This is a genomic window from Rahnella sp. BIGb0236 (assembly GCF_004364755.1).
Classification (GTDB): Bacteria; Pseudomonadota; Gammaproteobacteria; order Enterobacterales; family Enterobacteriaceae; genus Rahnella; species Rahnella victoriana.
In genome coordinates, this window is sequence record NZ_SOAO01000002.1 from 359,870 (window position 1) to 386,619 (window position 26,750).

General features: G+C 53.0%; 20 protein-coding genes and 6 tRNA genes. 17 read left to right on the plus strand and 9 right to left on the minus strand.

The features are described 5' to 3' along the window. Positions 1-7: 7 nt before the first annotated feature. Both kdpD and kdpE read left to right on the plus strand, forming a co-directional pair. Complete coding sequence (gene kdpD / locus EDF78_RS05180) at positions 8-2,704, plus strand: two-component system sensor histidine kinase KdpD (RefSeq protein WP_133822691.1); 2,697 nt, start codon at positions 8-10, stop codon at positions 2,702-2,704. Further along, positions 2,701-3,390, plus strand: a complete 690-nt coding sequence (gene kdpE / locus EDF78_RS05185; RefSeq protein WP_095921184.1) for a two-component system response regulator KdpE — start codon at positions 2,701-2,703, stop codon at positions 3,388-3,390. The genes kdpD and kdpE overlap by 4 nt, the downstream gene beginning before the upstream one ends. Here the strand turns inward: kdpE and EDF78_RS05190 are convergent. The 3 genes from EDF78_RS05190 to seqA all read right to left on the minus strand — a co-directional run bounded on the left by EDF78_RS05190 (position 3,380) and on the right by seqA (position 6,504). Next, positions 3,380-4,096, minus strand: coding sequence for a PadR family transcriptional regulator (locus tag EDF78_RS05190; protein ID WP_119826625.1), 717 nt, complete (start codon positions 4,094-4,096; stop codon positions 3,380-3,382). The two genes, kdpE and EDF78_RS05190, sit on opposite strands and share 11 nt — an antisense overlap. 184 nt (positions 4,097-4,280) lie before the next feature. Beyond that, the gene (gene pgm, locus EDF78_RS05195; RefSeq protein ID WP_095921182.1) at positions 4,281-5,924 is read right to left on the minus strand and encodes a phosphoglucomutase (alpha-D-glucose-1,6-bisphosphate-dependent); all 1,644 of its coding nucleotides are present in this window, start codon (positions 5,922-5,924) and stop codon (positions 4,281-4,283) included. A gap of 25 nt (positions 5,925-5,949) precedes the next feature. Next, entirely contained in the window at positions 5,950-6,504 is a 555-nt protein-coding gene (gene seqA / locus EDF78_RS05200) for a replication initiation negative regulator SeqA (protein WP_095921181.1), read from the minus strand. Between the two features lie 241 nt (positions 6,505-6,745). On the opposite strand from seqA, the gene ybfF reads away from it, so the two are divergent. Both ybfF and ybfE read left to right on the plus strand, forming a co-directional pair. Beyond that, complete coding sequence (gene ybfF / locus EDF78_RS05205) at positions 6,746-7,528, plus strand: esterase (protein ID WP_133822692.1); 783 nt, start codon at positions 6,746-6,748, stop codon at positions 7,526-7,528. 262 nt (positions 7,529-7,790) lie between these two features. Next, the gene (ybfE, locus tag EDF78_RS05210) at positions 7,791-8,072 is read left to right on the plus strand and encodes a LexA regulated protein (protein ID WP_015690259.1); all 282 of its coding nucleotides are present in this window, start codon (positions 7,791-7,793) and stop codon (positions 8,070-8,072) included. Positions 8,073-8,147: 75 nt separating this feature from the next. Here ybfE and EDF78_RS05215 read toward each other — a convergent pair whose 3' ends face one another. Beyond that, positions 8,148-9,812 carry a methyl-accepting chemotaxis protein gene (locus EDF78_RS05215; RefSeq protein WP_119826629.1) on the minus strand — a complete coding sequence of 555 codons (1,665 nt, stop codon included), beginning with the start codon at positions 9,810-9,812 and terminating at the stop codon, positions 8,148-8,150. 421 nt (positions 9,813-10,233) lie between these two features. Between EDF78_RS05215 and fldA the strand changes: the two genes are divergently transcribed. Together fldA and fur are read left to right on the plus strand one after the other, a co-directional pair. After that, the gene (fldA, locus tag EDF78_RS05220; protein WP_095921178.1) at positions 10,234-10,761 is read left to right on the plus strand and encodes a flavodoxin FldA; all 528 of its coding nucleotides are present in this window, start codon (positions 10,234-10,236) and stop codon (positions 10,759-10,761) included. Between the two features lie 313 nt (positions 10,762-11,074). After that, positions 11,075-11,530, plus strand: coding sequence for a ferric iron uptake transcriptional regulator (gene fur / locus EDF78_RS05225; RefSeq protein WP_095921177.1), 456 nt, complete (start codon positions 11,075-11,077; stop codon positions 11,528-11,530). A 130-nt stretch (positions 11,531-11,660) separates the two neighbouring features. On the opposite strand, the gene chiQ is transcribed toward fur, so the two are convergent. The 4 genes from chiQ to nagE all read right to left on the minus strand — a co-directional run bounded on the left by chiQ (position 11,661) and on the right by nagE (position 17,751). Beyond that, positions 11,661-11,996 (minus strand): ChiQ/YbfN family lipoprotein, encoded by a 336-nt coding sequence (gene chiQ, locus EDF78_RS05230; RefSeq protein WP_165497928.1) that lies wholly within the window; start codon positions 11,994-11,996, stop codon positions 11,661-11,663. 13 nt (positions 11,997-12,009) lie between these two features. Further along, positions 12,010-13,431, minus strand: a complete 1,422-nt coding sequence (locus EDF78_RS05235; protein WP_095921175.1) for an OprD family outer membrane porin — start codon at positions 13,429-13,431, stop codon at positions 12,010-12,012. A 421-nt stretch (positions 13,432-13,852) separates the two neighbouring features. Further along, positions 13,853-15,523: a glutamine--tRNA ligase gene (gene glnS / locus EDF78_RS05240; protein WP_119826633.1), complete on the minus strand. Its 1,671-nt coding sequence runs from the start codon at positions 15,521-15,523 to the stop codon at positions 13,853-13,855. A gap of 191 nt (positions 15,524-15,714) precedes the next feature. Then, entirely contained in the window at positions 15,715-17,751 is a 2,037-nt protein-coding gene (gene nagE / locus EDF78_RS05245) for an N-acetylglucosamine-specific PTS transporter subunit IIBC (RefSeq protein WP_119827442.1), read from the minus strand. 489 nt (positions 17,752-18,240) lie between these two features. On the opposite strand from nagE, the gene nagB reads away from it, so the two are divergent. From nagB to EDF78_RS05300, 11 genes are all read left to right on the plus strand, one after another. After that, complete coding sequence (gene nagB, locus EDF78_RS05250) at positions 18,241-19,041, plus strand: glucosamine-6-phosphate deaminase (RefSeq protein ID WP_095921172.1); 801 nt, start codon at positions 18,241-18,243, stop codon at positions 19,039-19,041. A gap of 143 nt (positions 19,042-19,184) precedes the next feature. Then, positions 19,185-20,324 carry an N-acetylglucosamine-6-phosphate deacetylase gene (gene nagA / locus EDF78_RS05255; RefSeq protein WP_095925082.1) on the plus strand — a complete coding sequence of 380 codons (1,140 nt, stop codon included), beginning with the start codon at positions 19,185-19,187 and terminating at the stop codon, positions 20,322-20,324. A gap of 20 nt (positions 20,325-20,344) precedes the next feature. After that, positions 20,345-21,568, plus strand: a complete 1,224-nt coding sequence (locus EDF78_RS05260) for an ROK family protein (RefSeq protein WP_133822693.1) — start codon at positions 20,345-20,347, stop codon at positions 21,566-21,568. Between the two features lie 57 nt (positions 21,569-21,625). After that, positions 21,626-22,378, plus strand: coding sequence for an HAD-IIA family hydrolase (locus EDF78_RS05265; RefSeq protein WP_095925081.1), 753 nt, complete (start codon positions 21,626-21,628; stop codon positions 22,376-22,378). Positions 22,379-22,738: 360 nt separating this feature from the next. Next, positions 22,739-24,403 carry an asparagine synthase B gene (asnB, locus tag EDF78_RS05270; protein ID WP_095921170.1) on the plus strand — a complete coding sequence of 555 codons (1,665 nt, stop codon included), beginning with the start codon at positions 22,739-22,741 and terminating at the stop codon, positions 24,401-24,403. Between the two features lie 228 nt (positions 24,404-24,631). Beyond that, positions 24,632-24,708: transfer RNA gene (locus EDF78_RS05275), tRNA-Met, on the plus strand. Between the two features lie 8 nt (positions 24,709-24,716). Continuing rightward, a tRNA-Leu gene (locus tag EDF78_RS05280) sits at positions 24,717-24,801 on the plus strand. A gap of 23 nt (positions 24,802-24,824) precedes the next feature. Then, positions 24,825-24,899: transfer RNA gene (locus EDF78_RS05285), tRNA-Gln, on the plus strand. 70 nt (positions 24,900-24,969) lie between these two features. Then, positions 24,970-25,044, plus strand: a tRNA-Gln gene (locus EDF78_RS05290). Between the two features lie 92 nt (positions 25,045-25,136). Next, a tRNA-Met gene (locus EDF78_RS05295) sits at positions 25,137-25,213 on the plus strand. A gap of 44 nt (positions 25,214-25,257) precedes the next feature. Then, positions 25,258-25,332, plus strand: a tRNA-Gln gene (locus EDF78_RS05300). 100 nt (positions 25,333-25,432) lie between these two features. On the opposite strand, the gene ubiF is transcribed toward EDF78_RS05300, so the two are convergent. Beyond that, positions 25,433-26,617, minus strand: coding sequence for a 3-demethoxyubiquinol 3-hydroxylase (gene ubiF / locus EDF78_RS05305; protein ID WP_133822694.1), 1,185 nt, complete (start codon positions 26,615-26,617; stop codon positions 25,433-25,435). Positions 26,618-26,750 lie beyond the last annotated feature (133 nt).

Sequence of the window (26,750 nt, forward strand, 5' to 3'; positions counted from 1 at the left end):
GGATGATATGACTGACGATCGCCCCGATCCGGACAGCCTGCTGGCGCTGGCTAATGAGAAGCCCCGCGGGCAACTAAAAGTCTTTTTCGGCGCCTGTGCGGGCGTCGGGAAAACTTTTGCCATGTTGCAGGAAGCACAGCGTCTGCGCGCCACCGGCCTTGACGTGCTGGTCGGCGTGGTGGAAACCCACGGAAGGCAGGAAACGCAGGCGCTGCTGCCGGGGCTTTCTCTGTTACCGCCGAAACGCATACACCACCGTGGCCGTCAGGTGCAGGAGTTTGACCTCGACGCCGCGCTGGCCCGCCGCCCTGCCCTGATCCTGATGGATGAACTGGCGCACAGCAATGCCGCCGGTTCGCGCCATCCGAAACGCTGGCAGGATGTCGAAGAGTTACTCGATGCCGGTATCGACGTATTTACCACCGTGAACGTTCAGCATCTGGAAAGCCTGAACGATGTGGTCAGCGGCGTCACCGGCATCATTATTCGCGAAACCGTTCCCGACCGGCTGTTTGATGACGCCAGCGAAGTGGTGCTGGTGGATTTACCGCCGGACTCCCTGCGTCAGCGCCTGAAAGAGGGCAAAGTTTACATCCCCGGTCAGGCCGAACGCGCTATCGAACATTTCTTCCGTAAAGGCAATCTGATTGCCCTGCGCGAACTTTCCCTGCGCCGCACCGCCGACCGGGTTGACGATCAGATGCGCGAATACCGCGACGATCAGGGCGTTAACCGCGTCTGGCATACCCGCGACGCGCTGTTGCTGTGTATCGGTCACGGCAGCGGTAACGAAAAACTGGTTCGCGTCGCCGCACGTCTTGCCGCGCGTCTCGGCTGCGTCTGGCACGCGGTATATGTTGAAACACCCCGTCTGCACCGTCTGCCGGAAGGCCAGCGCCGCGCCATTTTGCATTCTCTGAAACTGGCGCAGGAACTGGGCGCGGAAACCGCCACGTTATCCGACCCGCAGGAAGAACAGGCGATTTTGCGCTACGCCCGTGAACATCGTCTGGGCAAAATCATGACCGGCCGCCGCCGTGAAAAACGCTGGAAATTCAGCGCCAGTTTTGCCGATAAACTGGCGGAAATCGCGCCGGATCTCGATCTGATCGTTGTCGGGCTGGAAGATGCACCGGTGACATCGCCGCGCAAAGAACAGGACTCCCGCACCTTCGCCGACCGTTTCAGCCGTCAGTTGTGGGGCTGTGCGCTGGCCGTGGCGCTGTGTGCGGTGATCACCGTGATGTCGCAATGGCTGGTGCCGACTTTCGATCAGGCCAACCTGGTGATGGTGTATCTGCTCGGCGTGGTGATTGTCGCGCTGTTTTATGGCCGCTGGCCGTCGGTGCTGGCGGCGGTGATTAACGTCGTCAGCTTTGATCTGTTTTTCGTGCAGCCACGCGGCTCGCTGGCAGTAACAGACGCGCAATATCTGGTGACCTTCGGCGTGATGCTGATTGTCGGCATTCTGATCGGCAATCTGACCGCCGGGGTACGTTATCAGGCGCGCATCGCCCGTCACCGTGAAAAACGCGCACAGCATCTGTATGAAATGTCCAAAGGGCTGAGCCAGTCGCTGACGCCGGAAGCCATCGCGCAGACCAGCCGTCACTTTATTTCTTCCAGTCTGAATGCCAAAACCGCCATTTTGCTGCCGCAGGAAAACGGCGAGCTGGCGCAACCTGCCGGTGAAATCACGGCGATTGTGGTGGATGACGCCATCGCCCGCTGGAGTTTCGATAAGAAACTGCCTGCCGGTGCGGGCACCGATACCCTGCCCGGCGTGCCGTATCAGCTGCTGCCGCTGGTGGCATCGGGAGAGTCGCGCGGCCTGCTGGCGGTCGAACCGCCGAATATCCGCCAGTTGCTGGTGCCGGAACAACAACGCCTGTTGCAGACTTTTACCGTGCTGATTGCCAATGCGCTGGAGCGTCTGCATCTGGCCGCCCGCGCAGAAACGGCGCGGCTGGAAACCGAGCGCGAGCAACTGCGTAACTCGCTGCTCTCCGCGCTGTCCCACGATTTACGCACGCCGCTGACGGTGCTGTTCGGGCAGGCGGAAATCCTGACGCTGGATCTGGCATCGGAAGGCTCTAAGCACGCGCCACAAGCCAGTCAGATCCGCCAGCAGGTGCTGAGCACCACGCGGCTGGTGAACAATTTGCTGGATATGGCGCGCATTCAGTCCGGCGGATTTAACCTGCGCAAGGAGTGGCAGTCGGTGGAAGAAATCACCGGCAGCGCGCTGCGGATGCTGGAACCGGTGCTGGCGCATGACAATATTCAGATCGATTTGCCGAAAGAAATGGTGCTGGTCAATTGCGATGCCAGTCTGATCGAACGGGTGCTGATCAATCTGCTGGAAAATGCCCATAAATATGCCGGTACCGGCGCGACGATTGACATCAAAGCCACTCCGCTGGATGAGTGGCTGGAGATTGAAGTCTGGGATAACGGCCCCGGTATTCCGGCCGGTGCTGAACAGACTATTTTTGAAAAATTCGCCCGTGGCAATAAAGAATCCGCCATTCCCGGCGTGGGGTTGGGATTAGCGATTTGTCGTGCCATTATTGAGGTGCACGACGGACGGATCTGGGCGGAAAATGGCCCCGACGGCGGTGCGCGTTTTCGTTTCAGGTTGCCGCTCGAGGCATTGCCGGAGATGGAAAGTGACATGGAATCAGACATCAACGAGGCATCGTGAGCGCATCCCCGGTAAATATTTTAATTGTTGAAGATGAAAAAGAAATCCGCCGCTTTGTGCGCACGGCACTGGAGGCGGAAGGCTTGCGGGTGTTTGAAAGCGAGACGCTGCAACGCGGGCTGATTGAGGCCGGAACCCGTAAACCGGATCTGATTATTCTCGATCTCGGTTTACCGGACGGTGACGGCCTGACGTATATCCGCGATTTGCGCCACTGGAGCGCCATCCCGATCATTGTGTTGTCGGCACGCACCCGCGAGGAAGACAAGATTGCTGCGCTGGATGCCGGTGCCGATGATTTTCTCACCAAGCCGTTTGGCGTCGGTGAACTGCTGGCGCGGGTTCGCGTGGCGCTGCGCCGTCATGCGGGCAGTTCGCAGGAAAGCCCGCTGGTGACGTTTGCGGATGTGACGGTGGATTTGATCAACCGGCGCGTACAGCGGAACGGGGAAGATTGTCATCTGACGCCGATTGAATTTCGCCTGCTGGCCGAACTGCTGGCAAACAGCGGCAAGGTCATTACTCAGCGTCAGTTACTGAGCCACGTCTGGGGCCCGAACTATGTCGAACACAGCCATTATCTGCGCATTTACATGGGGCATCTGCGTCAGAAGCTGGAGGCCGACGCCACCCGGCCGCGTCATTTACTGACGGAAACCGGCGTGGGCTATCGTTTTATGCCTTAGGTTCGTCAGCTTCCGGCCTGGCTTCGCCAAATTCGGCTTCCAGGCTTTCAGCCGCCTGCTGCAAAATCGCATTCACACGCACCACCTGCTCCGGCGTTAAATCCGCACGCATCATGTTGCCGCGCAGGGCGTGGCGCAGGCGGTGCATGGATTCATGAATGCCTTCCGCCAGGTTGTTTTCACGCGGACGCTGAGCGCCGGCCAGACGGGCAAAAATCACATCGACCGCCGCCTGATGCTGCGCCAGTTCCACTTTGCCCGCTTCGGTGATTTGATAACTTTTGCGGCCATTGCCGGTGGCGACAGGCTCAAGGAAATCCTGTTCTTCCAGCAGCGTCAGCGTCGGGTAAATCACGCCCGGACTCGGCACATACAGACCGGAAGAGGCTTCTTCGATGGCCTTGATCAGCTCATAACCGTGGCTCGGTTTTTTCGCCACCAGCGCCAGCAGCACGCGGCGTAAATCACCGTGTTCAAACAGACGATGTACACCCCGCTCACCGCGCCCGCCACGGCGACCTTCGCCACGTCCGCGACGTTCGCGCCCTTCTTCTCCCCGTTCTTCACCGCGATGACGGCCGTCACGACGTAACGCATGGCGCTCGCTGTGATCACCAACATCAGATTCATGACGGCAATGACCGCGATGCCCTTCTTCCCGGCTACCGTGACCGCGATGGCGGCCTTCAAACATTTTGCTAAACATATTGTATGCCCTATTTAGATATATCGAATTATTTCGATATATCTAAAGTAGATCGGTTTTCAGAAACTGGCAAGCGGAAAAACGCATTTAGATATATCTTTATTAACATCTGAACTTCCGGCAAGAAACGGGCAAAAAAAAAGCGCTGAATAATCAGCGCCTTTGATGTGAAGAAGAAAACAGCTTATTTCGCGTCGGCAAGGACTTTGCTGACGATTTCTACCGCTTCTTTCTCGATTTGTTCACGGTGTTCAGCACCGAGGAAGCTTTCACAATAGATTTTGTAGGCTTCTTCTGTGCCGGACGGACGTGCCGCAAACCAGCCGTTTTTGGTCATCACTTTCAGACCGCCAATGGACGCACCGTTACCCGGCGCGTTGGTCAGGCGGGCGGTGATCGGGTCACCGGCCAGGGTGTCTGCTTTCACCTGTTCAGGAGAAAGTTTAGACAGAGCGGCTTTCTGTGCGTGCGTCGCAGGCGCCTGAATACGGTTGTAGCTTGGTGCGCCAAAGCGGGCCGCCAGCTCGTTGTAATGTTCCTGCGGATTCTTGCCGGTGACGGCGGTGATTTCCGCGGCCAGCAGACACATGATGATGCCGTCTTTGTCGGTTGACCACGGTGTGCCGTCGAAACGCAGGAATGAAGCCCCGGCACTTTCTTCGCCACCAAAACCGAAGCTGCCGTCAAACAGACCGTCAACGAACCATTTGAAACCGACCGGCACTTCCACCAGCTTACGGCCCAAATCTTCCACCACGCGGTCGATCATCGCACTGGAAACCAGCGTCTTACCGACGGCAACGTCTTTGCCCCACTGCGGACGGTGCTGGAACAGGTACTGAATCGCCACCGCCAGATAATGGTTCGGGTTCATCAGACCGGCAGGTGTCACGATACCGTGGCGGTCGTAATCCGGGTCGTTAGCGAAAGCCAGATCGAACTTATCACGCAGGGCCAGCAGACCGGCCATCGCCGATTCAGACGAGCAGTCCATGCGGATCACGCCGTCGTGGTCGAGATGCATGAAACGGAAAGTCTGATCGACTTCATCGTTCACCAGCGTCAGATCCAGTTTGTAATGTTCCGCGATACGCTTCCAGTATTCGATACCGGAACCGCCGAGCGGATCCACACCCAGTTTCAGACCGGCTTTCTGAATCGCGGCCATATCCACGATATCGGTCAGCCCTTCGATAAATGGCTGCACCAGATCTTTCGCCACCAGATGGCCGCTTTTCCACGCCTGATCGAGAGACTGACGTTTCACACCGGAAAGCTTAGCCGCCAGCAATGCGTTAGCACGCTTCTCGATTACCGAGGTCAGATTGGTATCTGCCGGGCCGCCGTTGGTCGGGTTATATTTGATGCCGCCATCTTCCGGCGGGTTGTGCGAAGGCGTGATGACGATGCCATCTGCCAGCGCGCCGCCGTTGCGGTTGTGGGTCAGGATGGCGTGAGACACGGCCGGTGTCGGCGTGAATCCGTTGTCTTCCTGAACAATGACATCCACGCCATTGGCGGTCAGCACTTCCAGCACAGAGATAAATGCCGGTTCGGACAGCGCATGGGTATCTTTACCCACGTAGCACGGGCCGGTGGTGCCCTGCTCTTTACGCACTTCAGCAATTGCCTGAGCAATCGCCAGGATGTGCGCTTCATTAAAGCTGTGACGCAACGAACTACCGCGATGGCCGGACGTGCCGAATTTCACCGCGTGTGCAGTGTTAGCCGGATCCGGTTGCAGAACGTAATACTGTGACGTTAACTGCGCCACATTGATCAAATCGCTTTGCTGAGCAGGTTGCCCTGCACGGGGGTGATTAGCCACTGGCGCTTCTCCCTTACGCTGAAATTTAGAGGGTGCCGCACACTTTGTCAGTCAGTTCCGCCGGGAACTGCATGAGCTGCATGATGTGTTCGATCATGCTGCGTTTGCGACCTGTGTTGGTATTCGTAATAACCCAATACGGCGTTCCGGGAACGTGTTTAGGCTTGGTATGAATGCCGTTTTGCAGCAGGGTTTGCTGGTCACCGGCAAAATAGGTCCGCGTGCGGCCGGTCAGAGAGTCGGTCGCCGTCGCAAATTCTTTCGGGTTGAGGGTATACAAGGTCGACAGGATCAGCATAAAGCGGTTCACCGCTTTGCTTTGTTCTGCGTATTCATCGGACAGCAGCAGTTCACGGACGGCGCGGACTTTATCACGCGACGTCGGCGCTGCGGCGGCGGCAGGTTTTTCCTGCGCGACAGTGCCGGCGATAACAGAAGGGGTCACTGGCGCGGCAGGAGCGGTCTGACCGGCAGTAAACTTCAACATACGGCGTAAAATATCAGACGCGCTTTCACCGATTGCTTGCGTATGGCTGGCAATATAGCGGTAGAGTTCTTCGTCAACCTCAATAGTTTTCATCTTTATCCAGTACTGTTTTTCTACTTAATTCATTCAAAAGGATTATACAAATTTCTACGCAGTAACAAACAGAGGAATTGCGCCGCGAAGCAAAATCCAGACAACTTCCCGATTTTGCTGCATGCTGACATCAACCCGCCGGCTTCCTGATAGACAAATCCCGCTCTGGCATCTGGCAGACACTTTCTGTTTTCAAAAATTATCCGCAAGTCATGATAACCTAATGAGATTGTTTATCTGTATGAACTTCGCTATGAAATTACATTATCGCCTGCAAGAAGCTGACGTCGCTGGCAGCGCCGCCCTGCCGGTTTTACTGATCCACGGCCTGTTCGGCACCCTCGATAATCTGGGCATTCTGGCCCGCGACCTGAAAAAACAGCATAACGTGTTACAGGTCGATTTGCGTAATCACGGTCAGTCAGGACGCGCCGGCGAGATGTCTTATGCCGCCATGGCGCAGGATTTAGTGGAAACGCTGGATGAGGTGGGTTTCCAAAAAATCATCGTTATCGGTCACTCAATGGGCGGAAAAGCGGCAATGGCGCTGACGGCGCTGATCCCTGATCGCATCGAAAGGCTGATCGCCATTGATGTCGCGCCGGTGGATTACCACGTGCGCCGTCATGATGAGATTTTTGCGGCAATTAACGCGGTAACCGACGCCGGACTCCGCGACCGCACCTCAGCCACTGAGTGTATGCGTGAGTATATAAAGGAAGACGGCGTGATCCAGTTCCTGCTGAAATCGTTCCAGCAGGGAGAATGGCGTTTCAACGTGCCGGTGCTGCTGAGTGAATACGACACCATTACCGGCTGGGAAGAGGTGCCACCGTGGGATCATCCGGCGCTGTTTATCCGTGGCGGTTTATCGCCGTATGTGCAGGATGAATATCGCGATGCGATTGCCCGCCAGTTCCCGCAGGCCAAAGCGCATGTGGTGGCGGGAGCGGGTCATTGGGTGCACGCCGAAAAACCCGATGCGGTGCTGCGCGCTGTGCATCGTTTCATCGATGCAGCCTGAGGTTTAACATCCTGGGGATAAATTGTGCAAAAAGTCTGCACAACTTAGGAAGTTATCATGAAATCAGGGCAATCAGGCGTTGTGAACCCCAGGCGCGCCAGTGTATGATTGCGCGCTATAATTTTGCCACCCCGTTTTACTCACTGTGAGTCGCGGGGGGTAAATTGGGTCAGGGTTTCTTAGCCCGAAATGTGTGAAACGCTCGTCAGGAACCGGCTTGCCGTTTTCCGATGTAAAAACTTCCCTGGTTGTACCGCTACCTATGGCAAAAGAACAACTGGATCGCACGACGATTGATCTGTTCGCAGATGACCGCCGTCCTGGGCGTCCAAAAACAAATCCGCTATCCCGTGATGAACAGCTCAGGATCAATAAGCGCAACCAGTTACGCCGCGATAAAGCGAGCGGCCTGCGTCGCGTGGAGCTGAAAATGAACGCCGATGCTGTTGATATGCTCAATAAGCTGGCAGAAGAACGCAATATCAGTCGTAGCGAATTGATTGAAGAGATGCTGCTGTCGCATCTTAACGGTCATGAAGGCTGATTGAAAACGGGTAACCCTCTCAGGCTACCCGTTTGTTTTTTCTTAACTATTCCACGCTAACGCTTTTCTTTCCCCTCAGAACGTTTCCCAGTTTTCAGCACTTTTCGCCGAAAGCATGCCGGTATCCGGACGCAATAATGGCGCAGAAATTGACTTCGCCGGACGCGATCCGACGCTGGTCACGCTGTCTTTCAGCTTGAACGTGGCGACAGCGTTGTTCAGCAATGACGCCTGTTCTTCCAGTGAAACCGCAGCCTGCGATGCCTGTTCCACCAGCGCGGCGTTCTGCTGCGTCACGCTGTCCATTTCAGTGACGGCCACCGCCACCTGGCTGATGCCTTTGCTTTGTTCATCAGACGCAGACGCGATTTCCGCCATGATATCGGTGACGTGCGTAATGGAACGCACCACTTCATTCATGGTCTGACCGGCGTTTTCAACCAGCCGCGAACCGCTGTCGACGCGGGAAACCGATTCGCTGATCAGCTGCTCGATTTCCTTCGCCGCCTGCGCACTGCGCTGTGCCAGATTGCGCACTTCGCTGGCGACCACCGCAAAACCCCGTCCCTGCTCGCCCGCACGCGCGGCTTCGACCGCGGCGTTCAGCGCCAGAATGTTGGTCTGGAAAGCGATGCTGTTAATGACCGACGTGATTTCGGCAATTTTCTTCGAGCTGCCGGAGATGTCTTTCATGGTGCTGACCACATCCGCGACGATATTCCCGCCGCGCTGCGCGGTACCGGAGGCTTCAATCACCAGCTGGCTGGCGTGATGCGCGTTATCGGCATTGTGTTTCACGGTAGCGGTCAGTTCTTCCATGCTGGCGGCGGTTTCTTCCAGCGCCGAGGCCTGTTCTTCTGTACGGGAAGACAGATCGTTGTTACCGGCTGAAATCTCTGACGCGCCCTGATAAATGTGGTTGGTACAGTTACGGATGGTTTGGACGGTATTCACCAGACTCAGCTGCATTAAGTTCAGCAACGGGATCAGCTTACCGGCACAGTTTTTACCGAACTCTTCCAGATAATGCGTCAGGTCGCCGCTGGCGATCACCGCGAAATGGTCGCGGATTTGATCCAGTGGTCTCACCAGCGCCATCACCAGATAACGGTCGGTCAGGAGTAAAATCACCAGCCCGATACCAAACGCCGTCAGCAAAATCACTTTGCCGATGGAGGTCAGATGGGTCGATTGACGTTGCGCCGCATCGAAATCAACGGCGATCTGGCCGCTGACGTTTTCCATGGACGCGCCAAAGCTGCGGCTCAGCGCAGGGACGGTTGAATTGGCGAGCTGGTTATAAGTCCCGATATCCTTGCTGCTCGCGGCGGCAAATAACGGCGTGACGCCCTGGGTGATCAGGTTGTCCCAGTTAGTGCTCAGTTCCTGAACGGCGGCTTCTTCCAGACCTGGATGCGGCGCTGTTTTAAAACTGGCCAGCGCCTGCGTCAGTCCGTCGAGGGATTGTTTCGCGGTATCAAAAATTTCCGGCCCTTTTGATGGGTCGGCCTGAAGCTGTGCGACGGCGCGGCTCAGGCGCGTCACGGTACGAAAATACTGATCATTACCTTTGTTGATCAGCGCCATATTGTTGACCAGCTCGGTACTGTTTTTGGTATTTTGCGTCAGCGTGTCAAGTGAGGAGACGGTGTAAAGGGAAACACCGGCCCACATGACGCAGAAGATGCCAAGAATCGTTAATAATGCGGCCCTGATGGTGATATTTTTTAAAAACTGCACGATATGCCTCTCTCGAAACAGGACTGTTTCTGGTCTGAGGATTGACGGGGATGCGGAGAATCAAGACAGGTAACCAGCAGGCAAGTGCCCCAGGACATGTTTGAACACCTCTCCGGGCATCGATTTCTTTATTATGTTGAGATTGCTCTCGCATCATCTATCGGCGGGATGTGCTCGAAATTTAGTATTGTGTCGACTTATTTCTCAACTTTGCTTTTAACCTCAATAAGTTTGAGGTTTATTGGCGGTTTTGGAAAACACACAAAGGCGATAACACTTTAAAATATTGCCCGATAAACTTATTTCCCAGTCAAGAAGGCGGCCGGAAGCATATTCTCCGCCTCGCGAGTTTGCTATCATCTGCATTATTATTGCCTGCGATGCAGGGCACTTCATTTAGAACAAGAGGTTAGGTAATCTTATGGCCGTTGTAGGTATCTTCTTTGGATCCGATACAGGTAACACCGAAAACATCGCAAAAATGATCCAGAAGCAATTGGGTAAAGATGTTGCAGAGGTGCATGACATTGCGAAGAGCAGCAAAGAGGATCTGGAAAAATTCGATATTTTGCTGATCGGCATTCCAACCTGGTATTACGGTGAAGCGCAGTGTGACTGGGACGACTTTTTCCCAACGCTGGAAGAGATAGATTTCGAAGGTAAGTTGGTCGCGCTGTTTGGTTGTGGCGATCAGGAAGACTATGCCGAATATTTCTGCGATGCACTGGGTACCGTGCGCGACATCATTGAGCCACGCGGCGCGGTGATTGTCGGTCACTGGCCAACCGAAGGTTACCACTTCGAAGCATCCAAAGGCCTGGCAGACGATAAGCACTTCATTGGGCTGGCAATTGACGAAGACCGTCAGCCAGAACTGACCAACGAACGTGTTGATGCCTGGGTAAAACAGATCACAGAAGAACTCAGCCTTTCTGAAATTATTGGCTAAAAACCCTGTTGGCCCTGAGGATTTATTCTACAATTGAAGGGCCAAACTATTACTGAAATTAACAATTTAACTGCTACAAAATTGTAACTTTCAGTCGTATCAAGGTACACTGAGTTCATCTGTTTTTTCTATCGATCAAGTCGTTGCATTCCAAATGTGACCGGCACTTTGTGATCTTTATTAACAGGCTGTCGTTGACGAGAATTGGCACATTTGCGTTAAACGAAGAGACTATACGAATAATTTTGTGCCGCCGATGCCACAGGCTGCATGCCTCAACTTGATTAGCACATAGTAACAGGACTGAATCCGCATGACTGACAACAACACCGCACTGAAGAAAGCCGGCTTAAAAGTCACGCTTCCGCGCCTCAAAATCCTGGAAGTGCTGCAAGCGCCGGAAGGTCATCACGTTAGTGCGGAAGATCTTTACAAGCAACTGATTGATATGGGTGAAGAAATTGGCCTGGCGACGGTTTACCGCGTTCTGAACCAGTTTGACGACGCCGGTATTGTCACCCGTCATAACTTCGAAGGCGGCAAGTCCGTATTCGAACTGACCCAGCAACATCACCATGACCACCTGATCTGTCTGGATTGTGGCCGTGTGATTGAATTCCGTGACGAATATATTGAAGGTCGTCAGCGTGAGATTGCTAAGAAACATGGCATCAAACTGACCAACCACAGTCTGTATTTGTACGGCCACTGTGAAGCAGGCGACTGCCGTGAAGATGACTCTTTGCATAACGATAAACCTGCGCTGTAATCTGCACGGGCTTTGACTAAATTAACCGCTGAAAAGCGGTTTTTTTATGTCTGCAATCTGGCAGAGGGCAGAGGCAAAAAACCCCGGCAAGCCGGGGTTTTGATTTCTGCATCCGTGTTCTGGTGTTGAGTTACTTTTCCGGTGCGTTATTCGCTCTGATTTCCTGCCAGATTTTCCCGCAATCGGCGGCAAAGGCCTGACCGTTTCCGGTTTTACGGGCGGTAAGGCAGCGCTGATAATCCACCACGCGCACTGTCTCCTGTTCTGCAAATTGCTGGTGTGCTTTTTCCTGTTTCAGCTTGTTGAGCATCACCTGACAGGATGCCAGTTTGTCCGCATCGCCTTCCGCCGTATTAATACAGGTCCGGTAATCTTCCCGCGTTTTGGAGATTTCTGCCTGATCAGCGGTAGGTGCACAACCGGCCAGAAGCACGGACGACATCACAATCATCAGTAATTTATTCATCGACATAACGACCTCAGAAAATAGTGAATGGAGCGATGACAATGAATTTCACGTCTTTTTCATCCTGGAATATGTTGCCGTACCCGCCACTCCAGCTCGGAAGATCAGAGTGGTTGTCGTATTGGGTGTAATGCAGTTTGAACAGCGTCCCTTTGGCGCGCCCTTCCTGAATGGTATACAGCGCATCCAGACTCCAGGCGCTTTCTTTCAGGCGCTGGCTCTGATCGTAGGCCGCATTGGTGCTCGGTTTGGCATCCCACGCATAGACGTACGAACCACCGACCGCGAAGCCCGGCAGATCCCATTTCGCCAGATCATAAAGCACGCCGGCATACACGGCTTTCTCACCGTTGGCGTTGAAGTCAGAACGGTTATCCCACCACACGTCAAGACGACCGTTTGAAGAGGAATAGGTCGGGGTCATACGTTGCAGGAAGTAACCCTGATTCCCTTCGGCCTTCACCATCGTCCCTTCCAGACGCCAGTTAAACTGACCGGTGGTATAGCCGAAAGTCAGCGCCTGCAGCCATGCCAGTCCGTCATACAGACTGTTCGGATCATTCTTGTCACTGATGCGATCTTCTGCACCATAGAACTGATAGCTGGTGGTCAGCGGATTGCCCATCAGATCAATTTTGTAAGAGGCCTTGGCAAAGTACTGGTCAACATAACTTTCAGCCTGACCAAATGCGCCTTCCAGCACGAAATCATTTTTAAAATCGTATTTCGCCCCGACCGAGTGAAGATAAGAAACGCCGGTCTTTTTGTCATTCTGGCGGAAATCATCCATTTCCAGATGCCACGGGGATTTGTATTCGTCGGTCCACATGTAGGAGAAGCTCAACTCACCCGGATCACCGAAATCATGTTTATATCCGGCTTCCGCACCGCGATAGGTTCCCGGCATAAAGCTCCAGTGTGGCGCGATCAGCGTTTGTCCGGTGGGCTGAATGTAACCCGCATGTCCCCAGAATCCGCCGTATTTGAATTTACCGGCGGCCTTATACAGGCTGATGCCGCTTTTATCGCCGGAATAATCTTCGTCGTACGCGCGGTTGCTGTTGGAGAAGGCGATTTCGTTGGGGTGTCCGCTCTCGCTGCTTTCGGCCATTTCAATTGCCGTGAAAGCGGCGATATCAATACCAAACATGTCCCAGGCATAGCCGGAAGAAAAGTCGAGGTTCAGGTTAGCGGTAGAATGGGAAAGGTTGGTTGTATAGTCTTTGTAGCTGTCACTCGCCGGATCCATGTCCTTGCGGTCACGTTGACGCTGCCAGTAATACACGCCGCCGGTCAGCGTTGAATCATCAATAAAACCTGCCGCGTTGGCATCTTCAGCGAACATCATTCCGCCACCCAGTAAGGTGCCGGCCAGGGAATATATCGCAGGTTTCAGGTAAGCCGATCCCCTGCCCCTGTTACGGTGCTTGTGCATAGAGATTCCTCATGTTGACTAAAAAAACGAGCAAAACCCAAACGGGTATAAAAAGCGGCCGCCAGAGGCGTAACCGTATAAAACAGGTTTAGAATATTTTTCGCGACGCGAATTATCAATGAGTAATTCATCATTGATCGCCGAAATATGACAAAGTGCACATAAAGATGAAAAAGTGTTACAGAGGGTCTCAGGAAAGAATTAAAGCAGTGGATTAACTGAATAAATAACTAAAACAAGCAATTAAATAAAATAACCCTACAGTTTAAACGTTTCAGCAATACAACAGCTCGCGCTACATCGTTTAAAAAGCAAGCATAGGAAATACATTAATTCGCGACGAGAAACAAAACCCATTACGATTATCACAGGCAAAAAAAAACGCAGCCGGAGCTGCGTTTTATCATCTGACACTGAAGGCTTACACGACGGGTTTGCTTTCCCAGGTATCACGCAGGCCAACGGTACGGTTAAACACCAGATGTTCAGCGCTTGAGTAGCGGCTGTCGGCGCAGAAGTAACCTTCACGCTCGAACTGCAGGCTGATTTCAGCCTGTGCAGCCACCAGTGATGGCTCCACGAAACCGTGGGAAATCACCAGAGATTCCGGGTTGATGGTGGTCAGGAAATCTTCTGCCTGACCCGGGTTGGCGACGCTGAACAGACGGTCATACAGGCGGAACTCCGCCGGTTTGCCTTCTGACGCCGAAACCCAGTGGATCACGCCTTTCACCTTGCGGCCATCGGCAGGATCTTTGCTCAGTGTATCGATATCGTAAGAACAGAAGATCGTGGTGATATTGCCTTCTGCATCTTTCTCGATACGTTCTGCTTTGATCACATACGCATTGCGCAGACGCACTTCTTTGCCGAGCACCAGACGCTTGTATTGCTTGTTCGCTTCTTCGCGGAAATCTGCCTGATCGATATAAATCTCACGGGTAAATGGCACTTCGCGGGTGCCCATTTCCGGTTTGCTCGGGTGGTTCGGCATTTTCACCCTCTGCACGTCATCACCGGTAAAGTTTTCAATGATCACTTTAACCGGATTGATCACCGCCATGGCGCGCGGTGCGTTTTCGTTCAGATCGTCACGGATACAGGATTCCAGCGCCATCATTTCGACGTTGTTGTCTTGCTTGGTGACGCCGATACGACGGCAGAATTCACGGATAGACGCGGCGGTGTAACCACGACGACGCAGACCTGAAACGGTCGGCATACGCGGGTCGTCCCAGCCTTCCACAATCTTCTCGGTCACCAGCTGGTTCAGCTTACGCTTAGACATGATGGAGTACTCGAGATTCAGACGGGAGAACTCGTACTGACGCGGGTGGCATGGAATGGAGATGTTATCCAGAACCCAGTCGTACAGACGACGGTTGTCCTGGAATTCCAGCGTACACAGCGAATGGGTGATCCCTTCCAGCGCATCGGAAATGCAGTGGGTGAAATCGTACATCGGATAGATGCACCATTTTTTGCCGGTCTGGTGGTGTTCTGCAAACTTAATACGGTACAGAACCGGATCGCGCATCACGAAGAAAGGCGACGCCATATCGATTTTTGCACGCAGACAGGCAGCCCCTTCGGCAAATTCACCGTTACGCATTTTCTCAAACAGCGCGATGTTCTCTTCCACTGAACGGTCACGGTACGGGCTGTTTTTGCCCGGAGACGTCAGCGAGCCGCGGTATTCACGGATCTGATCCGGTGACAGTTCGTCAACGTACGCCAGACCTTTGTTGATCAGTTCCAGCGCATAAGCGTGCAGTTGATCAAAATAGTCTGAAGAGTAGTGAATATCACCGCTCCAGTCGAAACCTAACCACTGGACGTCGTGTTTGATCGACTCAACGAATTCGATGTCTTCTTTTGCCGGGTTGGTATCGTCAAAACGCAGGTTGCACTGCCCCTGATAGTCTTGCGCAATGCCGAAGTTCAGGCAGATAGATTTCGCATGACCGATATGCAGATAGCCATTTGGCTCAGGCGGGAAACGGGTATGAACGGTATTGTGTTTCCCGGTCGCCAGATCTTCATCAATAATCTGACGGATAAAATTTGTTGGGCGGGCTTCAGCCTCACTCATTGTGCAATTCCTCTACGCAACATTGACTCTACGGATAACCGCTTATGTTCCAACAAGCCACGTCGGGAAACAACCGTTAGTTGCATAAAATCGTGGTTATCTCTGTGCCGTCTGTTCTGAAACAATAAAAAACGGGAAGAGATCGCTCTCTTCCCGTCAGGGGACTTTTCAATGTCAGCCGTTCAGAGACGTTATTTGCCCTGAATGTCGAACAGCTTGCTCTGACCGGCGACCACAGAACCGCTGGCCAGCGCAGTCACACCGGTGTAATCATCAATATTGCTGACCACCACAGGGCTGATCATTGAGCGCGCGTGAGCGTTCAGGTAATCCAGATCCAGCTCGAGAACAGGCTGTCCGGCAGTGACCGTGGCCCCTTCTTCGACCAGGCGGGTAAAGCCCTGACCGTTCAGCGCAACGGTATCAATCCCCATATGCACCACGATTTCAGCACCGGAAGTGGTTTCCAGGCAGAACGCGTGATTGGTGTTGAAGATTTTCACCACGGTACCGGCAGCAGGCGCTACCACGATTTTATCCGTCGGACGAATGGCCACGCCATCACCCACCGCTTTGCTGGCAAAGGCTTCATCAGGGACCTGATCCAGCGCCACGATGTCACCGGTGACCGGCGATACCAGCGTTTCTGCCACGGTTTTCACGCTGTTGGGTACAGCCTGAGGCTTGATTTCAGACACTGGCGCAGCCGGCGTCGCAGTAGCCGCAGCAATCGGGCCTGCATTCAATGCCGTACGCATCGCACCGGCAATGATTTCAGCACGGGTACCGACAATCACCTGCACGCTTTGCTTGTTCAGGCGGATAACCCCTGAAGCACCCAGACGTTTAGCCAACCCGTCATTCACCAGCGCGGAGTCTTTCACGTTCAGGCGCAGGCGGGTGATACAGGCATCAATACCGGTGAGGTTTTCTGAACCGCCGATGGCACTGATATAACGACGTGCCAGAGCAACCGTTTCGTCGCCTTTATTGCCCGCAGATTCCACATCAACGTCATAACCGTCAGTTTCGTCACCGGCAACCGCCAGCTCACGACCCGGCGTCAGCAGGTTGAATTTCTGAATGGTGAAACGGAACACCACATAGTAAATCACGAAGAACACCAGACCCTGAGGGATCAGCATGTACCAGTGAGTCGCCAGCGGGTTACGGGAAGACAGCACCATATCCACCAAACCTGCGCTGAAGCCGAAACCGGCAATCCAGTGCATGCTTGCGGCGATGAAGACCGAAATACCGGTCAGCACGGCGTGGATAACATACAGAACCGGCGCAACGAACATGAAGGAGAATTCCAGCGGTTCGGTGATACCCGTGAAGAAGGAAGCGAAAGCGGCAGCCATCATGATACCGGCAACTTTTGCCTTGTTTTCAGGACGTGCGCAGTGGTAAATCGCCAGCGCCGCACCCGGAAGACCGAACATCATGATCGGGAAGAAGCCCGCCTGATAACGACCGGTGATACCCACAACCGCTTTACCTGCCTGGATAGATTCCTGGCCGCCAAGGAAGTTAGGGATGTCGTTAATGCCTGCCACGTCAAACCAGAACACGGAGTTCAGGGCGTGATGCAGACCGACCGGGATCAGTAAACGGTTGAAGAAAGCATAGATACCGGCACCGGCAGAACCGAGTTGCTGGATGTGCTCACCGAAGGTCACCAGACCGTTGAAGATCAGAGGCCAGACATACATCAGAATGAAGGCAACGATGATCATCAGGAAAGAGGTGAGGATCGGCACCAGACGACGACCGCTGAAGAAAGACAACGCTTTCGGCAACTCAACGTGGCTGAAGCGGTTGTACAACTCAGCGGAAATGATACCGACTAAGATACCGACGAACTGGTTATTGATTTTACCAAATGCCGCCGGCACCTGGTCTAACGGGATCTTCTGAATCATTGACACGGCTGCTGGCGAACACAGCGTGGTCAGCACCAGGAAACCGACAAAACCGGTCAGTGCAGCCGCACCGTCTTTGTCTTTGGACATGCCATACGCCACACCGATCGCAAACAGTACGGACATGTTTTCGATGATAGCGGAACCCGATTTAATGAAAAATGCCGCCAGTGCATTGTCTCCACCCCAGCCCACAGGGTCGATCCAATAACCGACACCCATAAGAATGGCGGCGGCTGGCAACGTAGCGACTGGCACCATCAATGCCCGGCCAATCTTTTGTAAATAACTCAGTATATTCAACATTCCCCCTACTCGCCCGTAAGCGAATCACCTAAGTAGTTTAATTAGTATGTTTACTACCTTTTACATTTACCGTTCCGATTTAACCAACTGCGATTGCGAGTGTAAAAAGATTATTTCGTATCGCAAATTAAAACCTCTCTTTTTGTGAGAATCGTCACCAAAAAGAGGTCATAACATGCCATTACACTGGTCAAGACACCAAACTTATTTTATCATTAAAAAAATCCAGACGGCATTGTGCCAGTCATAAACCGCTGCGGTGGTTTACGCTTAACAAGACCGCCTTTGAACCGACGAACTTCGTTTTTGCTTTGACTACGGATATCCGCAGTCCCTGACCTTGCAGGAAGGCGGCAATCGAGTGGATCCCGATGAGCTTACACAGGTAAGTGATCCGGGTGAGCGAGAGCAGCCAACGCCCCTGCAACGTCAAGAACAAAGGATATCAACAGTATATTCAATATTCTGAAAAACTAGAGGTATGTGATGAGACTTATTCCTTTAAACACCACCACTGAAGTTGGCAAATGGGCTGCACGTCATATCGTTGAACGTATCAATGCTTTCAAACCCACTGCCGACCGCCCGTTTGTTCTGGGCTTACCTACCGGTGGTACCCCGCTCGAAGCGTATAAACATTTAATCGCCATGCATAAAGCAGGCCAGGTTAGCTTTAAGCACGTTGTTACCTTCAATATGGATGAATATGTCGGTCTGCCGCAGGAACACCCTGAGAGCTATCATACCTTCATGTACAAAAACTTCTTTGACCACGTTGATATTCCACGCGAAAACATCAATCTGCTGAATGGTAATGCGCCAGACGTCAACGAAGAATGCCGCCAGTACGAAGCAAAAATTAAGTCTTACGGCAAAATTCACCTGTTCATGGGTGGCGTGGGCAACGACGGCCATATCGCATTCAACGAACCGGCGTCTTCCCTGGCTTCCCGCACCCGCATCAAAACCCTGACGCATGAAACCCGCATCGCGAACTCACGTTTCTTCGACAACGATGTCTCCCAGGTGCCAAAATACGCCCTGACCGTTGGCGTGGGCACGCTGCTGGACGCAGAAGAAGTGATGATTCTGGTGACCGGCCACGCGAAAGCGCAGGCGCTGGAAGCAGCGGTAGAAGGCAATATCAACCACATGTGGACCATCAGTTGCCTGCAATTGCACGCAAAAGCCGTTATGGTGTGCGACGAACCGTCCACCATGGAACTGAAAGTCAAAACTGTTAAATATTTCCGCGAGTTAGAAGCGGAAAATATGAAAAATCTTTAATTAACTGAGTCCCCGAAAGCATTTGAGTTGCAGCAAGGCGGCAACTGAACGAATCTCCGCGAGCTTACTGAAGTAAGTGACCGGAGTGAGTGAAGGTAGCCAACGCCGCTGCGGCTCAAAGGATAAAGGGGAATGGGGGCATGATGTACGCTTTAATGAACTGCCGGGTTTATACCGGTCATGACGTTCTGGATAACCACGCGGTAGTGATTGCGGATGGCAAAATCGAACGTGTCTGCCCGGTGAGTGAATTGCCGGCGAATGTGGAAACCCGCAGTCTGGACGGCGCCATTCTTGCCCCCGGATTTATCGATCTGCAACTGAACGGTTGTGGCGGCGTGCAGTTCAACGATTCACTGGAAGCGATTTCCGTGGAAACGTTAGAAATCATGCAGAAAGCCAATGAAAAATCGGGCTGTACCAGTTTCTTACCGACGCTGATCACCTGTAGCGATGACTACATGAAACACGGTATCAGCGTGATGCGTACCTATCTGGAAAAATATCCGAATCAGGCGCTCGGTCTGCATCTTGAAGGGCCGTACCTCAGCCCGGAGAAAAAAGGCACGCATAATCCGGCCTTTATTCGTCTGCCAGACAGCGCCATGATCGATTTCCTGTGCGCCAATGCGGATGTCATCAGCCAGCTGACGCTCGCGCCAGAACAGGTTGAAGCGAAATATATCCGCCAGTTGCGCGACGCCGGTATTGTGATTTCCGCAGGCCACTCAAATTCAACTTACGCACAGGCGCGTGAAGGTTTCGCGGCCGGTATCAGCTTCGCCACGCACCTTTATAATGCAATGCCTGCCATCACCGGCCGTCAGCCTGGCCTGATTGGTGCAATCTTCGATACGCCGGAAGTCTATACCGGAGTGATTGCTGACGGTCTGCATGTCGACTGGGCGAATATCCGCAACGCGAAAAAGCTCAAAGGCGAGAAGCTGGTGCTGGTCACTGACGCCACTGCGCCCGCAGGTGCGAATATTGATGAGTTCATTTTTGCCGGTAAAACAATATACTACCGTGACGGACTCTGTGTGGACGAAAACGGAACACTGAGCGGCTCTGCCCTGACAATGATTGAAGCGGTGCAAAACAGCGTCGAACATGTCGGGATTGCGCTGGATGAAACGCTGCGTATGGCATCGCTTTATCCGGCACGCGCCATTGGTGTTGACAGCCAACTGGGCAGCATCGAAGCAGGTAAAGTCGCCAACCTCACCGCGTTCACTCATGATTTTAAAATCACAAAAACTATCGTTAATGGTGACGAAGTTTAATTGAGCGGATAACAGCATTGATGACAACTGGCGGACAGCAGGCACAAATCGGCAACGTTGATCTGGTTAAGCAGTTAAACGGCGCGGCGGTTTACCGCCTGATTGACCAACAAGGTCCCATCTCGCGCATTCAGATTGCCGACATGAGTCAGTTAGCGCCCGCCAGTGTGACCAAAATTACCCGACAATTACTTGAGCGCGGGCTGATTAAAGAAGTCGATCAGCAGGCTTCCACCGGTGGTCGCCGCGCCATTTCTATCATCACAGAAACCCGCCCTTTCCATACTATCGCCGTGCGTCTTGGCCGCCATGACGCAACGATTACGCTCTACGATCTCAGCGCCAAATCACTGGCGGAACAACATTACGCCCTGCCGGAACGCACTCAGGAAACGCTGGAGAACGCGCTCTTTGAGGCCATCCGTCAATTTATTGAGCTGAACCAGCGCAAGATCCGCGAACTGATTGCCATTTCCGTCATCCTCCCCGGTCTGGTGGATCCGAATAAAGGTATCGTGCGCTACATGCCGCATATCAGCGTCGGCGCATGGAAATTAGTGGATGCGCTGGAAGCAAAATTTAAAGTCACCAGTTTTGTCGGTCACGATATCCGCAGTCTGGCGCTTGCCGAGCACTACTTCGGTGCAACCCGCGACTGTCAGGACTCCATTTTGGTTCGTTTACACCGTGGTACCGGCGCCGGGATCATCGTTAACGGGCAGATTTTTCTCGGCAGTAACGGCAACGTCGGTGAAATCGGTCATATCCAGATCGACCCGCTGGGCGAACGCTGTCATTGCGGAAATTTCGGCTGTCTGGAAACCGTGGCCGCGAACGCCGCCATCGAAAAACGCGTGCGCCATCTGCTGACACAAGGCTACGCCAGTAAGCTCAGCCTCGATGACTGCTCTATTTCCGCGATCTGCAAAGCAGCCAACCGCCACGATGTGCTGGCGACGGAAGTGATTGAACACGTGGGCCGCCAGTTGGGCAAAGGCGTGTCGATCGCGATAAACCTGTTTAATCCGCAAAAAGTCGTGATTGCCGGTGAAATTACCGAAGCGGATAAGGTCCTGCTTCCGGCCATTCAGAACTGCATTAATGCGCAGGTTCTGAAAGATTTCCGCCGTAATTTACCGGTTGTGACGTCAGCCCTGAATCATCAGTCAGCCATTGGCGCATTTGCCCTGGTCAAACGGGCGATGCTCAACGGGGTTCTGTTACAGCGCCTGATGGAAAACTGAGGCGTGCTATAGTATCTGGCTGTCAGAAAGGGGACTGAAAATGTGGGTTTGGAAATCATGACAATAAAGAACGTAATTTGTGACATTGATGGCGTGCTGATGCACGACAATACCGCAGTACCCGGCGCCGATCGTTTTCTGGCCCGGATCCAGGAACAGGGAATGCCTTTGGTCATTCTCACGAACTACCCTTCCCAGACAGCACAGGATCTGGCAAACCGCTTCGGCGCCGCCGGTCTCGACGTCCCTGAAAGTGCCTTTTTCACCTCTGCGATGGCGACTGCTGATTTCCTCAAACGTCAGGAAGGCAAAAAAGCCTATGTCGTGGGTGAAGGCGCGCTGATCCACGAACTGTATAAAGCCGGTTTCACCATTACCGATATCAACCCTGATTTCGTGATTGTTGGCGAAACTCGTTCATACAACTGGGACATGATCCATAAAGCCGCGTATTTCGTGGCGAACGGTGCGCGCTTTATCGCCACCAATCCTGATAATCACGGGCACGGTTTTGTCCCTGCCTGTGGCGCGTTGTGCGCGCCTATCGAGAAGATTACCGGCCGCCAGCCATTCTACGTCGGCAAGCCAAGCCCGTGGATTATCCGCTCGGCGCTCAATAAAATGCAGGCGCATTCCGAAGATACCGTCATTGTGGGCGACAATCTGCGTACCGACATTCTGGCAGGCTTTCAGGCAGGTCTGGAAACCATTCTGGTGCTGACCGGCGTGTCCACCCTCAATGATATTGAAGGTATGCCTTTCCGTCCGACATGGATTTACCCTTCCGTGGCCGATATCGACGTCATTTAATCTTTTTCCTAAGCATTTGAAAACGAGCCCGGATTGCTATTCAGGCTCGTTTTTTTTCGTCTTGCTGACTGATTTTTATCCACTTTTCCCTTTTTTTGAATCCTCGTCAATTTTTCACGCTTAAATTAATAATCCACTAATAAAATCACCATAAAACTGAGAATTCGTTAAAGATCACCGGTCATCAACCAACTATTTATCAGAAGAGCGTTAAACCGCTTGCACAACATAGGGGTTATGACGCATTTTCATAGTCAGCAACGCAACAACGCCGACTGAAATTGCAGGAACGGCAACGTTGATCCTCATTCGTAATCATAAAAATGACAGCCAGAGAAACGTCGTTAGGGAGAAAGTAATATGTGTTCAATTTTCGGTGTGCTCGATATCAAAACTGACTCCGTCGAGCTGCGCAAAAAAGCGCTGGAACTGTCGCGCCTGATGCGTCACCGCGGACCCGACTGGTCCGGTGTGTTTGCCAGCGATAAAGCGATTCTGTCGCATGAGCGCCTGTCCATTGTCGACGTGAACAACGGCGCACAGCCTCTTTACAACGCAGCACACACTCACGTTCTGGCTGTTAACGGCGAAATCTACAACCATCAGGCCCTGCGTGCTGAACTGGGCGACAAATATGCGTTCCAGACCGCGTCTGACTGCGAAGTCATTCTGGCGCTGTATCAGGAAAAAGGCCCGGAGTTCCTCGATGAACTGCAAGGCATGTTCGCCTTTATTCTGTATGACACAGAAAAAGACGCCTACCTGATTGGCCGTGACCACTTAGGCATTATCCCGCTGTATATGGGTTATGACGAACACGGCAACATGTATGTGGCGTCAGAAATGAAAGCGCTGGTGCCGGTTTGCCGCACCATCAAAGAATTCCCGGCAGGCAGCTATCTGTGGAGCCAGGACGGTGAAATTCGCGAATACTACCAGCGCGACTGGTTTGACTTCGAAAACGTCAAAGACAACGTCACTGACGCAGCCGCGTTGAAAGATGCGCTGGAAGAATCGGTGAAAAGTCACCTGATGTCTGACGTACCTTATGGCGTGTTGCTGTCCGGTGGTCTGGATTCCTCCGTGATTTCCGCCATCACCAAGAAATTTGCCGGTCGCCGTATCGAAGATAAAGATCAAAGCGAAGCCTGGTGGCCGCAGTTGCACTCCTTTGCTGTCGGTCTGGAAGGTTCACCGGATCTGCGTGCCGCGCAGGAAGTGGCAAACCATTTGGGCACCGTGCACCATGAAATTCATTTCACCGTGCAGGAAGGTCTGGATGCGATCCGTGACGTGATTTATCACATCGAAACTTACGATGTCACCACGATCCGTGCCTCCACTCCGATGTATCTGATGTCGCGTAAAATCAAAGCGATGGGCATCAAGATGGTGTTGTCTGGCGAAGGCGCTGACGAAGTGCTGGGTGGCTATCTGTATTTCCACAAAGCGCCAAACGCCAAAGAATTCCATGAAGAAACCGTGCGTAAATTGCTGGCGCTGCACATGTATGACTGTGCGCGTGCCAACAAAGCGATGTCCGCCTGGGGTGTTGAAGCCCGCGTACCGTTCCTGGATAAAAAATTCCTCGACGTCGCCATGCGTATCAACCCGAAAGACAAGATGTGCGGCAACGGCAAGATGGAAAAACATATCCTGCGTGAATGTTTCGAGTCTTATTTGCCACACAGCGTGGCATGGCGTCAGAAGGAACAATTCTCTGACGGCGTTGGTTACAGCTGGATCGATACCTTAAAAGAAGTGGCATCCCAGCAGATCACTGACCAACAGCTCGAAACGGCGCATTTCCGCTTCCCGTATAACACGCCGACATCTAAAGAAGGCTACCTGTACCGGACGATTTTTGAAGAACTGTTCCCGGTTCCAAGCGCCGCAGAATGCGTGCCTGGTGGCCCGTCAGTGGCCTGTTCTTCTGCGAAAGCCATTGAGTGGGATGAAGCGTTCAAAAACATGGACGATCCTTCTGGCCGTGCGGTTGGCGTGCATCAGTCCGCTTACAAATAAACGATTTACCGGTCAATCTCCTTGTTGCAAACGGGCCTTCTCAGGCCCGTTTTTTTATGCGTAAAGCCAGTAAAAATAATGTCTTTTGCCCAATTAATCACCAGAGTGGTTATAAGCCAGACAAATGGACGCCATCAGGCCTTTTTCTCCAAAAAAGGTGTTGACGCAAAACGGTCATATACGCATAATGCGCCCCGCAACGCCGATGAAGGTTGCGCGAAAAAAGATGGCTACGTAGCTCAGTTGGTTAGAGCACATCACTCATAATGATGGGGTCACAGGTTCGAATCCCGTCGTAGCCACCATCTTTTTTGCGGGAGTGGCGAAATTGGTAGACGCACTAGATTTAGGTTCTAGCGCCGCAAGGTGTGCGAGTTCAAGTCTCGCCTCCCGCACCATTTCATAGAGTCGGCAGCACAGTTGGGGTATCGCCAAGCGGTAAGGCACTGGTTTTTGATACCAGCATTCCCAGGTTCGAATCCTGGTACCCCAGCCATTTTCTTACCTTTCGCATTGTTGTTCTGATGTGATTGTGAGGAAAATCCAATTTGAAGAAGTTGTACTGTTGGGGTATCGCCAAGCGGTAAGGCACTGGTTTTTGATACCAGCATACCCTGGTTCGAATCCAGGTACCCCAGCCATACTTCTTTCTGTATAATTGGTAAGCACTTGAAATTTATTATTAAGTTAGTTAAATTAGTGCTTGAAGTTTTGAAGTAAGTCAGTAAAATTTGGCTACGTAGCTCAGCTGGTTAGAGCACATCACTCATAATGATGGGGTCACAGGTTCAAATCCCGTCGTAGCCACCATTTTACTTGCAGTACACTGCTCAAAAGGTAGTGAGAAACAAAATTGGGGTGTCGCCAAGCGGTAAGGCTCTGGTTTCTGATACCAGCATACCCAGGTTCGAATCCTGGCACCCCAGCCACATTAAGAAAGCCCGCCTCGTGCGGGCTTTCTGCTATTTGTCGTTTCGTCAGCAAAAAAACAAAAGGCAAACCGGTATTTCGCGGTTTGCCCGGAACACATTAAATCCCTAAGGCATATTTCAGGGCTTTGGTCTTCACCCCCCCGGCACGCTGTGCCGCCATCAGCGCAAGATTTCGCAAGGCTTTTACCGGCGGCAGGTCATTGCTGAACGCGGTATAGAACAAATCCATGCCGCTTTGCATCAGTAAATTGTCCAGACGGCGCTGACGCTGATAACGTAACAACACTTTTTCGCTGCTCCACGCTTCATCATGATCACGCGCTTTTTCCAGTACGGATAACAAGGCTTCCACGTCACGGTATCCCAGATTCACGCCCTGCCCTGCCAGCGGATTGATGGTATGCGCCGCGTCCCCTATCAGCGCCAGCCCCGGTAAGACATATCGCTGAGCGTGACGGCGTACCAGCGGGAAGGCACCGGCATTGAGCGCCTTCACCGCCCCCAGCCGCGCGGGGAAAGCCTGCATCACTTCTGACGTGAGCTGTTGCATATTCAGGGTTTTCAGATAGCGGATACGCTGCGGACTGTCATACCAGACCAGAGAGGCCTGATGGCCGGAAAGCGGCAGGAATGCCCGCGGGCCGGAAGGGAAAAACTGCTGCCACGTTACATCCTGATCCGGCGTGGCGGTCTCAACATTGATCAGCATGCAATGCTGGCGGTATTCCCAGCCATCCACACCAATCCCGGCCAACTGCCGCACCAAAGAATTTGCGCCATCGGCAGCCACCACCAAAGGTGTACGCAATAATTCCCCCGTGGTCAGTTGCAGTGACCAGGTTTTATCATCGTGTCGCAAAAGATGGCGTAACTTTGCCGGACAAAAGCGGGTCAGACTGGAGAATGCGTCGAACTGCTGCCACAACGCAGCCTGGAGCACCGGGTTTTCTACCATAAACCCGAGTTCAGGCAACCCCAGCGATTGCGCGTCAAACTTCACATCAGAGCCATCCACTTCCCAGGTTTCCAGACGGCGGTATGGCACCGCGCGCATCGCCGCTACCGCATCCCACGCGCCCAGCTTTTGCAGGAAGCGCACAGAGGCGCAACCAATGGCAGAGATACGTAAATCAGTGGGAGCAGAGGGATCAAAGACAGCGGGTTGTGCATTTTCCACCAGCGCGACCTGTAGCCCCTGTTGTGCCAGCCCCAGCGCGGCGGCGGCACCGACCATGCCTCCCCCGACAATTACTGCATCAAATGTCTTCTCAGAATGATTCATTTTATTCCGGCTTTCTGTTCAGTTCATTATGCGAAGTGTACCGGATTTTTGTGCCCGCATCAGGGTCTAAGCTGCTTTCCTGCACTGGTCAGCACCGGAGGGAGGGTTTACAATAGCGCCCCAGAACCATGCT